Annotated in this window: 13 protein-coding genes; all 13 read left to right on the plus strand. The window is 69.5% G+C overall.

The genetic code is table 11. The features are described 5' to 3' along the window. Positions 1-163 precede the first annotated feature (163 nt). The 13 genes from ftsZ (at position 164) to dnaE (ending at position 14,067) form a co-directional block, all read left to right on the plus strand. Positions 164-1,291: a cell division protein FtsZ gene (ftsZ, locus tag AB0G04_RS22895; RefSeq protein ID WP_360986077.1), complete on the plus strand. Its 1,128-nt coding sequence runs from the start codon at positions 164-166 to the stop codon at positions 1,289-1,291. Between the two features lie 57 nt (positions 1,292-1,348). Beyond that, positions 1,349-2,056 carry a YggS family pyridoxal phosphate-dependent enzyme gene (locus AB0G04_RS22900; RefSeq protein ID WP_360986080.1) on the plus strand — a complete coding sequence of 236 codons (708 nt, stop codon included), beginning with the start codon at positions 1,349-1,351 and terminating at the stop codon, positions 2,054-2,056. A gap of 286 nt (positions 2,057-2,342) precedes the next feature. After that, complete coding sequence (sepF, locus tag AB0G04_RS22905; RefSeq protein WP_360986083.1) at positions 2,343-3,077, plus strand: cell division protein SepF; 735 nt, start codon at positions 2,343-2,345, stop codon at positions 3,075-3,077. Between the two features lie 104 nt (positions 3,078-3,181). Then, positions 3,182-3,487, plus strand: coding sequence for a YggT family protein (locus AB0G04_RS22910; protein WP_360986086.1), 306 nt, complete (start codon positions 3,182-3,184; stop codon positions 3,485-3,487). Between the two features lie 43 nt (positions 3,488-3,530). Then, complete coding sequence (locus AB0G04_RS22915) at positions 3,531-4,346, plus strand: DivIVA domain-containing protein (protein WP_360986089.1); 816 nt, start codon at positions 3,531-3,533, stop codon at positions 4,344-4,346. Between the two features lie 213 nt (positions 4,347-4,559). Then, positions 4,560-5,213 (plus strand): hypothetical protein, encoded by a 654-nt coding sequence (locus tag AB0G04_RS22920; protein WP_360986626.1) that lies wholly within the window; start codon positions 4,560-4,562, stop codon positions 5,211-5,213. Further along, a complete protein-coding gene (locus AB0G04_RS22925; RefSeq protein ID WP_360986092.1) occupies positions 5,210-5,512 on the plus strand; it encodes a DUF167 domain-containing protein in 303 nt (100 codons plus the stop codon). The genes AB0G04_RS22920 and AB0G04_RS22925 overlap by 4 nt, the downstream gene beginning before the upstream one ends. A 336-nt stretch (positions 5,513-5,848) precedes the next feature. Further along, positions 5,849-6,271 (plus strand): TraR/DksA family transcriptional regulator, encoded by a 423-nt coding sequence (locus AB0G04_RS22930; protein WP_360986095.1) that lies wholly within the window; start codon positions 5,849-5,851, stop codon positions 6,269-6,271. Then, on the plus strand, positions 6,268-6,858 hold the full coding sequence (gene lspA, locus AB0G04_RS22935; RefSeq protein WP_360986629.1) for a signal peptidase II: 591 nt from the start codon (positions 6,268-6,270) through the stop codon (positions 6,856-6,858). Before AB0G04_RS22930 ends, lspA begins: the two co-directional genes overlap by 4 nt. Before the next feature lie 41 nt (positions 6,859-6,899). Further along, positions 6,900-7,784: an RluA family pseudouridine synthase gene (locus AB0G04_RS22940; RefSeq protein ID WP_360986632.1), complete on the plus strand. Its 885-nt coding sequence runs from the start codon at positions 6,900-6,902 to the stop codon at positions 7,782-7,784. A 33-nt stretch (positions 7,785-7,817) separates the two neighbouring features. Then, positions 7,818-8,801: a hypothetical protein gene (locus AB0G04_RS22945; protein WP_360986098.1), complete on the plus strand. Its 984-nt coding sequence runs from the start codon at positions 7,818-7,820 to the stop codon at positions 8,799-8,801. 185 nt (positions 8,802-8,986) lie between these two features. Next, positions 8,987-10,474, plus strand: coding sequence for an AAA family ATPase (locus tag AB0G04_RS22950; RefSeq protein WP_360986101.1), 1,488 nt, complete (start codon positions 8,987-8,989; stop codon positions 10,472-10,474). A gap of 59 nt (positions 10,475-10,533) precedes the next feature. Further along, entirely contained in the window at positions 10,534-14,067 is a 3,534-nt protein-coding gene (dnaE, locus tag AB0G04_RS22955; RefSeq protein WP_360986104.1) for a DNA polymerase III subunit alpha, read from the plus strand. Positions 14,068-14,086 lie beyond the last annotated feature (19 nt).

Genomic DNA, 14,086 nt, shown 5'->3' on the forward strand with positions numbered 1-14,086 from the left:
ACGTTGCGTCGAGAGGTTCAACTGGTTGACATAACTCTGAACCTCTAGTAGAGGGTGAGGGTTTCCTCGCCCTCCCTTGTAGGACAGCGGATGTCGAAGTGCGGTTCCCGGGACCGCAGGGGCCGTCGACATCCGCCAACCCCGGAAGGGAAGGCTGAGCCCGATGACACCTCCGCACAACTACCTCGCGGTAATCAAGGTCGTCGGCATCGGCGGTGGCGGCGTCAACGCCGTCAACCGCATGATCGAAGTTGGGCTCAAGGGTGTGGAGTTCATCGCGATCAACACCGATGCCCAGGCGCTGTTGATGAGCGACGCCGACGTCAAGCTGGACGTCGGCCGGGAACTCACCCGTGGCTTGGGCGCCGGCGCCCAGCCCGAGGTCGGCAAGAACGCCGCCGAGGACCACCGGGACGAGATCGAAGAGGTGCTCAAGGGCGCCGACATGGTCTTCGTCACCTGTGGCGAGGGCGGTGGCACCGGCACCGGCGGTGCGCCCGTGGTCGCCAACATCGCGCGCAAACTGGGCGCCCTCACGATCGGCGTGGTGACGCGCCCGTTCAACTTCGAGGGCAAGCGGCGCCAGGTGCAGGCCGAGGCCGGCATCGACGAGCTGCGCAACCAGTGCGACACCCTGATCGTGATCCCGAACGACCGGCTGCTCGCGCTCGGCGACCGCGGCATCAGCATGATGGACGCGTTCCGTCAGGCCGACCAGGTGTTGCTCTCCGGTGTCCAGGGCATCACCGACCTGATCACCACGCCGGGTCTGATCAACCTGGACTTCGCCGACGTCAAGAGCGTCATGAGCAACGCCGGCAGTGCCCTCATGGGCATCGGTAGTGCCCGTGGCGACAACCGGGCGGTCGAGGCCGCCGAGAAGGCGATCTCCAGCCCGCTGCTGGAACAGAGCATGGACGGCGCCCGCGGCGTGCTGCTCTCCATCGCCGGTGGCTCGGACCTCGGTCTCTTCGAGATCAACGACGCGGCACAGCTGGTGACCGATGCGGCCCACCCGGACGCCAACATCATCTTCGGTGCGGTGATCGACGACGCTCTCGGTGACGAGGTCCGGGTCACGGTGATCGCGGCCGGCTTCGACGCGGGTGCGCCCGCCTACAAGCCGTCCGAGCCCGCCCGCAAGGTGCCGGCCCCGTCGACCGGGAGCCACCTGCCCCCGGTCCCGGCCACGCCGGTCGCCCCGCCGCCGTCCACGACCACCCCGCCGCCGCGCAGCCGGGTGCTCTTCGACGACGTCGACGTGCCGGACTTCCTGAAGAACGGTTCCTGAACGTCCGTTCCTCGTTGTCCCGCGACGCTTTCTCCCGTACCCCAAGAAGGTTGAACCTTGACCGACGCCGGACGGCGCGCTGAGCTCGCCGCCTCTCTCGAACGGGTGCGGGAGCGCATCGCGCGTGCCTGCGCGGCGGCCGGACGGCCACCGGACGCGGTCACCCTGACCGCGGTGACCAAGACCTACCCGGCGAGCGACGTCCTGTTGCTCGCCGGGCTCGGTGTCACCGACGTCGGCGAGAACCGTGATCAGGAGGCTGCCGCCAAGGCGGCGGCCGTGCGCGCCGGAGGGGCAGCCCCGCGCTGGCACTTCATCGGCCAGCTGCAGCGCAACAAGGCCAAATCGGTTATCGGGTACGCCGACGTGGTCGAATCGGTGGACTCGGTGCGGCTCGCCGAGGCGCTCGGCCGGGCCGCCGCCGACCGTGAGGTCCCGCTCGAGGTCCTCGTCCAGGTGAGCCTCGACGGTGATCCTGCGCGTGGCGGCGTGACCGGTGATGATCTCTGGCGGGTATCCGACGCAGTGGCCTCGTCGCCGGGGTTGCGGCTGGGTGGTCTGATGGCTGTCGCACCACTGGGCGAGGACCCCGGCCAGGCCTTCGCCCGGCTGGCTGTCGTGGCAGCTGAAATGGCCTCCCGTCACCCCGGTTCGACAACCGTCTCGGCGGGTATGAGCGGCGATCTGGAGGCCGCGATTCTGCATGGGGCGACACACGTACGGATCGGTACTTCTTTACTCGGGATGCGAAACTCGCTGCGGTAGCCTTGCGGCGGGCAGCAAACTACACAGGTGTTGTTCAACGTGACGAACCGGCACGGGTCTCGCATTGGACGACGCGGCGTCGTAGCGGGTCGTGAGGTGAAGGTCCGATTTGGATCCGGCCTTCCGGCTCGTAAGGGGGGACGCGGCACGCCGGAGGGGGCGCGCGCCGCAACAGCGGACGGAGGTGGGGGCATGGACTCTCGGCAGGGAGAGACGGCATGAGCGACCGGAGGGAGTTCATGCTGTCGGCGGGCTGCGCTTCTGACTCCCGAGAGGGGGGACGGGCATGAGCGGCGGCGCGTTTCGCAAGGCGGGCGTCTGGCTGGGCCTCGTCGAGGAGGACGACGAGCGCGGGTACGACGACCGTGGTTACCGGGAGACCTCCTACCGTTCGCGTGAGCGCGACCGGGATCGGGATCGCGACCGGGATCGTGACCGGGACCGTTACTCCAGCGACCGTTACTCGGACGAGTTCGCCGAGGACGAGGACGAGGACGAGCGTACCGTCCCGCGGGCGCGCACCGAGCGCCGCGAGCGCGAGCGGATCGCCGCCCGTGCCGACCTGGACCGGGAGGACAGCGAGCGTCTCGATCGGGCGAGCGTCCGCTCCATCACCCGGCCCGCGCCGGCGCCGGAGCAGCCCGCGGCGCTCACCTACTCCACCCGGGAGAATCTGGCGCTGAAGCCGCAGCCGGTGGCCCACCCGCAGCCGGTGCACCAGCGGCCGGCCGAGGAGGAGCAGCGTTACCAGATCACCACGCTGCATCCGACCACGTACCGGGAGGCGCGCACGATCGGCGAGCACTTCCGCGACGGTGTGCCGGTGATCATCAATCTCACCGAGATGGATGAGTCGGACGCCCGGCGCCTGGTCGACTTCGCCGCCGGGCTGGCTTTCGGTCTCCGGGGTACGATCGAGCGCGTCACCAACCGGGTCTTCCTGCTCTCTCCGGCGAATGTCCAGGTCACCGCGGAGGACAAGGCCAAGATCGCGGAGGGCGGCTTCTTCACCCAGGGCTGATCGGCCCCGCAGTCGATCAGTTCAGGGTGGCCGCCAGTCGATCGCGACCCCAAGGCTGACCTGAGGCCCGGATTTGATTGACCCGAACGAGGGATCCACCTGACGTGCTGTCGATCGTGCTCCAGATTCTCTACATATCGCTCTACCTCTTCTTCATCGTGCTGCTGGCCAGGTTCGTGCTGAGTGCGGTGCTCCAGTACGGACGGCGCTGGCAGCCGAGCCGGGGGGCGTCGGCCGCACTCGAGACCGTGTGGAGCGTCACGGATCCGCCCCTCAAGGCGTTGAGGCGTGTGATCCCACCGCTGCGCATTGGTAACGTGAGTTTGGACCTGGCTTCCATCGTGCTGCTGGTTATCCTGTTCGTGCTCATGGACGTCGTACTGAGAAAACTGATCCTGAACTACAGCTAGACAGCAGCCCCAACCGCGGCCGCGACTGACCCGAGGAGTTTCGATGCCGCTGACCCCGGCCGACGTTCATAACGTCGCCTTCAAGAAGCCCCCGATCGGCAAGCGGGGGTATGACGAGGAGGAGGTCGACGCTTTCCTTGACGAGGTGGAGCGCGAACTCGCCCGTCTCATCGAGGAGAACAACGAGCTTCGTGCGCAGGTGGAGCGTGGCGGCCGTGGCGGTGCACCGGCGGGACCGAGTGCCGACCCCCGGCTCGCGGTCGAGCTCAACGACCTGAAAGCGCAGCTGGACCGCGTGCAGCGGGACAAGACGGCAGCCGAGCAGGCGGCCCGTCAGATGCAGGCTGAGCTGGAGCAGGTTCGTGCCCAGGGCCCCGGCCCAGGCGCCCCCGCCGGCGGTGCGGACGGCGAGCAGCAGGCTCTGCGCGTGCTGATGATGGCCCAGCGGACCGCCGACGACCACGTCGCCGACGCGCGCCGTGAGGCCGACAAGCTTCTCTCCGACGCCCGTTCCAAGGCGGAGGAGGTCACCCGCGAGGCCCGGGCCAAGGCCGACGCTCTCGAGCGCGACGCTCGTCAGCGCCACCAGGAGGCCATGGGTGGGCTGGACGCGAAGCGGACCGCGCTGCAGAAGCACATCGAGGAGCTGAAGCAGTTCGAGCGGGAGTACCGCACCCGGCTCAAGGCGTACCTGGAGAGCCAGCTCCGTGACCTGGACGGTCGTGGTCAGGGACTCGAGGCCGAGCTCACGCGGGCCGACTCGGGCCGTGCCGTCGGTGGTTCCGGTGGCCTCGCCGCGGCCGGTCTCGCCGGCTCCTACAGCGGTGGCCGCACCAACTCCATCGAATCGGGCCGCTGACCCCAGCCCACCGCACCGCGACGAGGATGAGCCATGATCGTTGCTAGTCTCCTGCTCATCCCCGTCGCGGTTCTGTTTCTCGCGTTGGGCCTGGTCAACGGCTCAAGCAGTCTTCTCATAACCTCGATCGTGGTCAGCCTGCTGGCCGCGGTCGCTCTCGTCATCGGCACCCGTCAGGCTGCCGCCCGCCGGGCGGCGGAGGCATCCGGGGCGATGCACGTCCCGGTGGGCCGGCCCGATCGCCGTGCCGAGCACGATCCCGAGTTCGACGAGCCGGCGGCTCCCGCTCCCGCCTTCGCGGAAGATTCTGCCCCCGCGCCGATGCCCTCCGCAGGCGAATCCGCCGACTACGAGGCGCACTCCCGGGAATCGCCATCGATCGATGTGGACGAGGCCCGCGCGGCCGGTGCCCGGGACACCGCCACCCGTCTGGGTGACCGTGGAGAGCCGTTGGTGCCGGTCGGCGCAGACTATGCCGATTCTGACTCCACGGATGATTCGGCCGCCCGCTCCGGCGGTGTGTCCGCGGACGACGATGCCGACGAGCAGGCCTGGCGGCCCGCCGCGGCCGCCCCCGGGGCGCCCGAGCAGGGCGACGAGTTCGACGAGCCGGACGACGACGACCCGGACGACGAGCCTCTGCCGCAGTCGGTGCGGCCCGCCGACGCCGTGCTGGTGGCGCGGTTCGACACCGAGGTGCTGGTGGTCGACGGACGGCCCCGCTACCACATGGCCGACTGCCCGCACCTGGTCGGACGGCTGACCGAACCGTTGCCGGCGAACGAGGCGGTCGAGCTCGGCTTCAGTCCGTGCGGGCTGTGCCGGCCGGTGGACCGGCTGGTCGCCGCGGTCGCTCAGCAGCGGTGAGCTCCCCGGATCCCGGGGTGTCGGTACCGGTGCGGGTGCGTCCGGGCGCCGGCCGTACCCGGGTCGGCGGGCGCTACGACGGGCCGCACGGCCCGGCGTTGATCGTGGCGGTGGGCGCGCCCGCGGTGGACGGCAAGGCGACCGAGGCGGTGCGCCGGGCGCTTGCTGCCGCGCTGGGGCTGCGACCGGCTGCGGTGTCGCTGCGGCTGGGTGCGACGAGCCGGGACAAGGTCTTCACCGTGACGGCATCGGAGGGTGATTGGGAACGGCGGCTCAGCGAACTTCGCGACGACGGATAGTGGTCATTCCGTCACCCGTGGTTCGAAGCTGGCAATCTCATGAGTGGCCGGGTGGTTTGCCGCTTTTTGCCGGGTCTGCCGAGTGGTGACGGGTTGTCCGGCTACCTCACGTTCCGTATTCTTGCCACCCTCCGGAGTGCGCGGCTGTTTTCCAGCCGCGCCCTTTGTGCAGGTAGGGGAAGATCTACGGCGGCGAACCGAGGCCGCCCGCCGGACCCGGGCGCCCGATGGCCCGGACACCACGGGGACAGACCAGGGAACGGCGCGGCCCGGCGAATCGGCCGCCCGGTTCCGTAGACCGCTGATAGCCGCCGGACGGCGGCCGAGGGGGCGACGATGGCCAAGGCAAGCCAGACCCGGTCCGGCACGACCGGCGGATCCGCCGCGGAGCGTACCCGGAGTGAGGCGGAGACCGAGCAGATCCGGCAGGCGATGGTCGCGCGGCTCGACGAGTTGCAGGCCGAGTACGATCAGTCGCTCAGCGAGATCACCGAGTTGCAGCGCGAGCGGCTGGCCGACTCGGCCGGGGACGACCAGGCCGACACCGGGACCAAGACGTTCGAGCGGGAGCAGGAGATCACGCTGGCCAACAACCTGCTCGAACGGATCACACAGGTCGAACGCGCGATCGATCGTCTCGGGCAGGGCAACTACGGTTGGTGTGAGCGGTGCGGCAACCAGATCCCGGTGGAACGGCTGGCTGCGTTCCCCTCCGCCACTCTCTGTGTCTCGTGCAAGCAGTTGGAGGAACGACGCTGAACGCCGACGAACAGGCCACCCGGGGGTTCACGCCCCGTGCGGTGGCCGTCCTGGCCGTGACCGCGGTCATCGCCATGGCGGTCGACCAGTGGGTCAAGCACCTCTCCACCGAGAATCTGGATCCCGGCGAGCCGGTCCGGATCCTCGGCGGCCTGGTCTACCTGTCGCTGCTGCGCAACAGCGGAGCGGCGTTCAGCCTCGGCAGCGACTACACCTGGATCTTCCCGGTGATCACCCTGGTGGTGGTCGGCGTGATCGTGTGGCTGGCGAGCCGGCTGCGGTCGGTGCCCTGGGGGCTCTCGCTCGGCCTGGTGCTGGGCGGTGCCCTGGGCAACCTGGGTGACCGGCTGTTCCGCGCCCCGGGGCCGTTCCAAGGCCACGTGGTCGACATGATCAGCGTGTTCGGGCCGTACGGGGAGAAGTTCGCCGTCTTCAACATCGCGGACAGCTGCCTCACCGTCGGCGTGTGCCTGGCCGTGCTGCTCGAACTGACGGGCCGCCAGCGGGACGGCACGCGCCTGGTCAGTGAGAAGAAGAAGGCCGCGACGGCCGAGCAGGCGACGACGGAAGAGGGAAGTAAAGCGTGAGCGGGCAGCGATCCCTGCCGGTGCCGGACGGGCTCGACGGGATGCGGCTGGACCAAGCCGTCTCCAGGTTGTTCGGCCTGTCCCGGACCGCCGCGGCCACCCTGGTCGAGTCGGGTGACGCGCTGGTCGACGGCGTTCCCCGGCTCAAGTCGGAGAAGGTCGCGGCCGGCTCCTGGCTCGAGGTGACCCTGCCGTCGCCGGTGGCGTCCCCCGCCGTGGTGGCCGAGCCGGTGCACGGACTGGGCATCATCTACAACGACGACGACATCGTGGTGGTCGACAAGCCGGTCGGCGTCGCCGCGCATCCGAGCCCCGGCTGGACCGGCCCGACCGTGATCGGCGGACTGGCCGCGATGGGGCAGAACGTCGCCACCAGCGGTGCCGCCGAGCGGCAGGGTGTCGTGCACCGGCTCGACGTGGGCACCACCGGCCTCATGGTGGTGGCCAAGAGCGAGCAGGCCTACACCCTGCTGAAGCGGGCGTTCAAGGAGCGCGAGGTGGAGAAGCGGTACCACGCCGTGGTCCAGGGACACCTCGACCCGCTGCGCGGGACCATCGACGCGCCGATCGACCGGCACCCGACCGCCGACTGGAAGTTCGCGGTCATGTCCGACGGGAAGCCGAGCATCACCCACTACGACACGGTCGAGGCGTTCCGGTCGGCCAGCCTGGTGGACGTGCGGCTGGAGACCGGGCGGACGCACCAGATCCGGGTGCACATGTCGGCGATGCGGCACCCGTGCGTAGGTGACACGGCGTACGGCGCCGACCCCACCCTGGCGGCCCGGCTCAAACTCGACCGGCAGTGGCTGCACGCACGGGAGCTGGCATTCGTCCACCCCCGGACGTATGAGCAGGTGCGGTTCGTCAGCGACTACCCTGACGACCTGAAATACGCGCTGGACGTCCTCCAGGACGCCGGCTGACCGTCGGGAGTACACGTGGGCCCCGCTCCTCGTATGCGGGCAGTCCTCGTCGGGTTCGGGGGCGCCGCGCTCCGGTTGCAGATCATGACCGGAGTGGCGCTGGCCGCTATCGTCGCCCTGGTCCTGGCGGTCTTCTGGGCCGACCGGGAGTCGCCTACCGGTGACCGGGCCGGCGACGTGCTCCGGGTGGGTGTGGTGGAGGGCCAGTCGGTCGCCGGTTACCTGCGGTCCTCCCGGGACGAACTGGCCCGGCTCACCGATCCGTCCGCGCCGGTCGGCGGTGAGACGTGGGCCCTGGTCGCCTTCGAGCGGTACGCGGCAGCCGACGGCCTGCCCGCGATGCTGGCGGGGGCCCACGCGGCCCAGGTCTACACCCGGGTTCCGCTGGCGGGCACGCGGACACCGGTGGTGCGTGTCCCGGTGGTGGCCCTGCCGGGCGACGTCACGGCGGGCATGCTCGGCGCGGCCCAGGCCCGGGACCGGGAGCGGGCCGACTATCAGCGGCTGAGCCGGGCGCTGACCGGCGACGGGCGCAACGAGGTGCGGCTGCGGGCGGCGTACGAGACCGCCGCGCGGGTGGCCGGCGAGGAGGCGGCGGCGTATCGGGCCGGCTGCGTGTGCGTCTTCGCCGCGGTGGTCCGGGCGACGCCGGCGGTGCTCGACGGGATCTCGGCCCGGCCGTGGGTGCGGGTGGTGGATCCGGCGCCGGAGGTTCGCGAACTGGACCGTACCGAGTTCCGCCCGCCGCTGCCCGAGGAGGTGGATGTGGTGCCACCGGAGCCGTCGGCCGTGCCATCCATGACGGTGAGCGTTGCCCCGGCCACCCCGGCACCGTTACCGTCGTCGATCGAGGTGGATGTGACATCTGCCTCACCCGGCAATTCAGGTCCGACACCGTCGTCTGCCGTATTCCCTTCCGAGGGTTCGGGTGCCGTACCCTCGGCAACGGACACGAGTCCAGCTCACGAAGGAATGGACGGGTCTCCAGGGGCATCCAGTGGAGAACCCGGCCGTTAGGTCTTCCGGCGGCGATGTCGTGCGGTTGGGAGATCGTGCACGACCGGGTCCTGGTCGTGTGATCAAGAACGACCGGGGGATGGGCGGTCGGCCGGTGGCCCGAATAGGGTCTCATCCGTAGCCTGTCAGGGGCGAGCGAGACCATCGCCGTGAAAGATGCCGGGTAGGCGCAGAAAGGACGAGCCGTGGACGGGACCGAGACCGGCTGGGGCCGGCCTGCGGAACCAGCCCCGCGCTGGCGGGCGCTGCTCGACCGAGCCCGGCATGCCGGCCGCAGCGAGGAGCCGGAGGAGGCGCCCAAGCAGCCGGAGACGCCCCCGCAACAGCAGTGGAACCAGCAGTTGCCGACCCGTGGCTCGGCCGCGGTGGGCCGCCCGGTCAATCCGCTCGACCCGCGCCAGGGCCAGCAACCCCCGCCCGGTGGCTACGAGCCGCAGCGGCCGCCGGCCGAGCCGCAGCGCGCGGTTCCGCAGCGGCCCATCAACCCGCTCGACCCGCGCTGGCAGAGCCGCCGGGAGAACGAGCCGGCCTCGCCGCAGCAGCACAGCTTCTTCGATCCGGCGCCGCGGTCCGCCCCGCCGCCGGTCCAGCCGCCACCGGCGCCGGCCGCCCAGCCGCCCCGGGACTACGGCTCCGCCTATCCGCCATCGGTGCGTGACTACCCGGCCAACGGTTACGCCCAGCCGCCGGCGGCGTACGCGCCCCAGCAGGCCTACCCGCCCGCGCCCGCGCCACCGCAGCCCGCTCCGCCGCAGACCGTGCCTCCGCAGATGCCACCGCAGCCGGCGCCCGGCCGGGCTCCCGCGCCGGTCTCCCCGGCCCCGGCGGCCGCCCGGATCGAGTGGCGGCAGACCCGGTCCGAGGACGGCTTGGACCGGGCTGTCGCGATCATGCGGCGCAAACTCGGCAAGCCCCGGGTGCTGGCCTTCGCCAACCCCAAGGGCGGCGTGCACAAGACCACCGCGACCGTGCTGGCCGCGGCCACCGTCGGCAGCGTCCGGGGGCGTGGTGTCCTGGCCTGGGACGACAACGAGCTGCGCGGCACACTCGGCCTGCGGGCCGGCAGCGCCCGGCACGCACGGACGATAAAGCACCTGCTGGCCGACCTGATGCGGATCGAGAGCCTGCACGGCGATGCCCTGCTGCAGGAGCTCGACGCCTATCTGCGGCATGCCTCGGACGGCTCCTACGACGTGCTGGCCGGCGAGGAGAACCCGCGGTTCGCGGCCCGGCTCGACCAGGACACCGTGCGCCGCGTGATGGACCTGCTCCGCCGGACCCACGACGTGATCTGCGTCGACACCGGCAACAACGTGGAGAGCGTGAACTGGCAGACCGTGATGCGGTCGGCCGACCAGCTGGTGATCACCACGGTCCCTCGCGAGGACGCCGCGTTCACCGCCGACTGGATGCTCGACGTGCTGGAGGAGGGCGGGCAGGGTGCGATGGTGGCCAACGCCGTGACCCTGATCTCCTGCCCCTCGCCGGGGAACCTGCCGCTGCTCGAGGACTTCAAACGGCACTTCGCGACCCGCACCAGGGCGGTCGCCGTGGTGCCCTACGACCCGGCCCTGGAGGTCGGTTCGTCGATCGAGTACGCCGACCTCCAGCAGGAGACGCGACAGGCCTGGCTCCGCGCGGCGTCGGTGATGTTGGAGCCCTTCGCGGAGTAGGTTCTGTCGTACGCCGGGGCTAGGCTTCTCTGCGCTGTCATTTGGAAGAGGGGGTCCGGGTGTCTGACTCGTTTGTGCATCTTCATGTGCACACAGAGTATTCAATGCTCGACGGGGCGGCTCGGATCAAGGAACTACTCGCGGAGGCGAAGCGGCTCGGCATGCCGGCCGCGGCGATCACCGACCACGGCAACATGCACGGGGCTTTCGACTTCTACACGCAGGCCAAAGCCGCCGGCGTGACCCCGGTCATCGGGGTCGAGGCCTATGTCGCGCCGGAGTCCCGGCTGGACAAGAAGCGCATCAAGTGGGGCCGGCCGGAGCAGAAATCGGACGACGTCTCCGGTAACGGTGCGTATACGCACATGACCATGTGGGCGCGGAACGCGGTCGGCCTGAAGAACCTGTTCCGGCTCAACTCGCGCGGCTCCATGGAGGGCCAGCTAGGCAAGTACCCGCGGATGGACTTCGACATCATCGCGGAGCACGCCGAGGGCATCATGGGCACCACCGGCTGCCCGTCCGGCATCGTGCAGACCCGGCTGCGGCTGGGCCACTTCGACGAGGCGCTCAAGTCCGCCGCGATGTACCAGGAGGCGCTCGGCAAGGAGCACTACTTCCTGGAGATCATGGATCACGGCCTGTCGATCGAGCGCCGGGTCCGCGACGGGCTGCTGGAGATCGGCAAGAAGCTGGGCATCCCGCCGCTGGTCACCAACGACTCGCACTACGTGCACGAGGAGCAGTCCGCGGCGCACGACGTGCTGCTGTGCGTGCAGACCGGCAGCAACGTGGCCGACCCGAACCGGTTCCGTTTCGACGGTTCCGGCTACTTCGTGAAGTCGGCCGACCAGATGCGTGCCGTCGACTCCTCGGAGGCCTGGCAGGAGGGCTGCCGCAACACCCTGCTGGTGGCCGAGAAGGTGGACATCGACGGGATGTTCACCTTCAAGAACCTGATGCCGCGGTTCCCCATCCCGGACGGCTTCACCGAGGAGGAGTACTTCCGGCACGTGGCCTTCGAGGGGTTGCGCAAGCGCTTCCCGGACGGCATCCCGGAGTCCCACGTCAAACAGGCCGACTACGAGCTCGGTGTCATCATCTCGATGGGCTTCCCGGCGTACTTCCTCGTGGTCGCCGACTTCATCCAGTGGGCGAAGAACAACGGCATCGCGGTGGGCCCGGGCCGTGGCTCGGCCGCGGGCTCGCTGATCGCGTACGCGATGGGTATCACCGACCTCGACCCGATCCCGCACGGCCTGATCTTCGAGCGGTTCCTCAACCCGGAGCGCGTCTCGATGCCCGACGTCGACATCGACTTCGACGACCGGCGGCGGGCCGAGGTGATCCGTTACGTCACCGATAAGTGGGGCGAGGACAAGGTCGCCCAGATCGCCACGTTCGGCACGATCAAGGCCAAGGCCGCGATCAAGGACTCGGCCCGGGTGCTCGGTTACCCGTTCGCGGTCGGTGACAAGATCACCAAGGCGATGCCGCCGGACGTCATGGGCAAGGGCATCACCCTCGGCGGGATCTTCAACAAGGAGGACAAGCGGTACAACGAGGCCGGTGAGGTCCGCGGGCTCTACGAGACCGACCCGGACGTCAAGAAGGTCATCGACACCGCACGAGGCATCGAGGGCCTGATCCGGCAGACCGGTGTGCACGCCGCCGGCGTCATCATGTCCGCCGAGCCGATCATCGACCACATCCCGCTCATGCGCCGGGCCAGTGACGGCGTGATCATCACGCAGTTCGACTACCCGACCTGCGAGACCCTCGGCCTGCTGAAGATGGACTTCCTCGGCCTGCGCAACCTGACCATCCTCGACGACGCGAACCGGAACGTCGAGCTCAACCACGGTCAGAAGCTCGACCTGCTGTCGCTGCCGCTCGACGACCCCAAGGCGTACGAGTTGCTCGCCCGCGGCGACACGCTCGGCGTGTTCCAGCTCGACGGCGGGCCGATGCGTTCGCTGCTGCGCCTGATGAAGCCGGACAACTTCGAGGACATCTCCGCCGTCCTGGCGCTCTACCGTCCCGGCCCGATGGGCGTCGACTCGCACACCAACTACGCGCTGCGCAAGAACAAGCTCCAGGAGATCACCCCGATCCACCCGGAGCTGGAGGAGCCGCTGCGCGAGATCCTCGAGCCGACCTACGGCCTGATCGTCTACCAGGAGCAGGTGCAGCGCGCCGCCCAGATCCTCGCCGGCTATACGCTCGGCCAGGCCGACCTGCTGCGCCGGGCGATGGGCAAGAAGAAAAAGGAGATCCTGGACAAGGAGTTCATCCCGTTCCGGGACGGCTGCCGCGAGAACGGCTACTCCGACGAGGCCATCCAGGCGGTGTGGGACGTGCTGGTGCCGTTCGCCGGCTACGCGTTCAACAAGGCGCACTCGGCGGCGTACGGCCTGGTGTCGTTCTGGACCGCCTATTTGAAGGCGCACTACCCGGCGGAGTACATGGCCGGTCTGCTCACCAGCGTCGGCGACGACAAGGACAAGATGGCCATGTACCTGGCGGAGTGCCGCCGCATGGGTATCCAGGTGCTGCCGCCGGACGTGAACCAGTCGGCCGGACCGTTCACCCCGGTCGGCAAGAACATCCGGTTCGGTCTGGGTGCCGTCCGTAACGTCGGCGGCAACGTGGTCGAGGCGATCGTCCGGTGCCGCAAGGACAAGTCCGATTACAAGGACTTCTACGACTTCCTGTCCAAGGTCGACGCGGTGGCCTGCAACAAGAGGACGATCGAGTCGCTGATCAAGGCAGGCGCGTTCGACTCGATGGGGCACAGCCGCAAGGGTCTGCTCGCCGTGCACGCCGAGGCGATCGACGCGTACGCGGACGTCAAGCGCAACGAGGCGGCCGGCCAGTTCGACCTGTTCGGCGCGTTCGGCGACGACACCGCCGGTGGATCGTCCGCGGTCAGCATGCCGCCGATCAGCGACAGCGAGTGGGACAAGCGCGACAAGCTGGCCTTCGAGCGGGAGATGCTCGGCCTCTATGTCTCCGACCACCCGCTCGCCGGTCTGGAAGTGATGCTTCAGAACGCGGCCGACACCAACATCGCCACCCTGAACGAGGATGGCTCGGTCCCGGACGGCTCGGTCGTCACGCTGGCCGGGATCCTCACCGGCGTTCAGCGGCGGATCACCAAGCAGGGCCGGTCGTGGGCCTCGGCCACACTGGAGGATCTCGCCGGCGGCGTCGAGGCGCTGTTCTTCCCGAACACGTACGAACTGGTCGGCCAGTACATCGCCGAGGACGCGATCGTGGTGGTCAAGGGCCGGATCGAGCGTCGTGACGGGGCGGCCCGGATCATGGCGATGGATATGTCCATCCCGGATATCTCGCACAACCCGGACACCAAGCCGGTGACCCTCACCATGCCGATCACCCGGTGCACCCCGCCGCTGGTCGACGAGCTCAAGGAGATCCTGGTGAGTCATCCCGGTGACACCGAGGTGCACGTCCATCTGCAGAACGGCAGCCGGACCACGGTCATGCGGCTCGGCGGCGTCCGGGTGGCGGCGACACCGGCCCTGCGTGCCGACCTCAAGATGATCCTCGGCCCCTCGGCCGTCGCCTGACGTCCCGGCCGATCTGGGA

Source organism: Actinoplanes sp. NPDC023801 (genome assembly GCF_040639655.1).
Classification (GTDB): domain Bacteria; phylum Actinomycetota; class Actinomycetes; order Mycobacteriales; family Micromonosporaceae; genus Actinoplanes.

Bases quoted from the DNA above. Each gene is read 5' to 3' on its own strand.
- ftsZ (WP_360986077.1), top strand. From the start codon at position 164: ATGACACCTCCGCACAACTACCTCGCGGTAATCAAGGTCGTCGGCATC.
- sepF (WP_360986083.1), top strand. From the start codon at position 2,343: ATGAGCGGCGGCGCGTTTCGCAAGGCGGGCGTCTGGCTGGGCCTCGTC.
- AB0G04_RS22915 (WP_360986089.1), top strand. From the start codon at position 3,531: ATGCCGCTGACCCCGGCCGACGTTCATAACGTCGCCTTCAAGAAGCCC.
- AB0G04_RS22920 (WP_360986626.1), top strand. From the start codon at position 4,560: ATGCACGTCCCGGTGGGCCGGCCCGATCGCCGTGCCGAGCACGATCCC.
- AB0G04_RS22930 (WP_360986095.1), top strand. From the start codon at position 5,849: ATGGCCAAGGCAAGCCAGACCCGGTCCGGCACGACCGGCGGATCCGCC.
- AB0G04_RS22940 (WP_360986632.1), top strand. From the start codon at position 6,900: ATGCGGCTGGACCAAGCCGTCTCCAGGTTGTTCGGCCTGTCCCGGACC.
- AB0G04_RS22945 (WP_360986098.1), top strand. From the start codon at position 7,818: ATGCGGGCAGTCCTCGTCGGGTTCGGGGGCGCCGCGCTCCGGTTGCAG.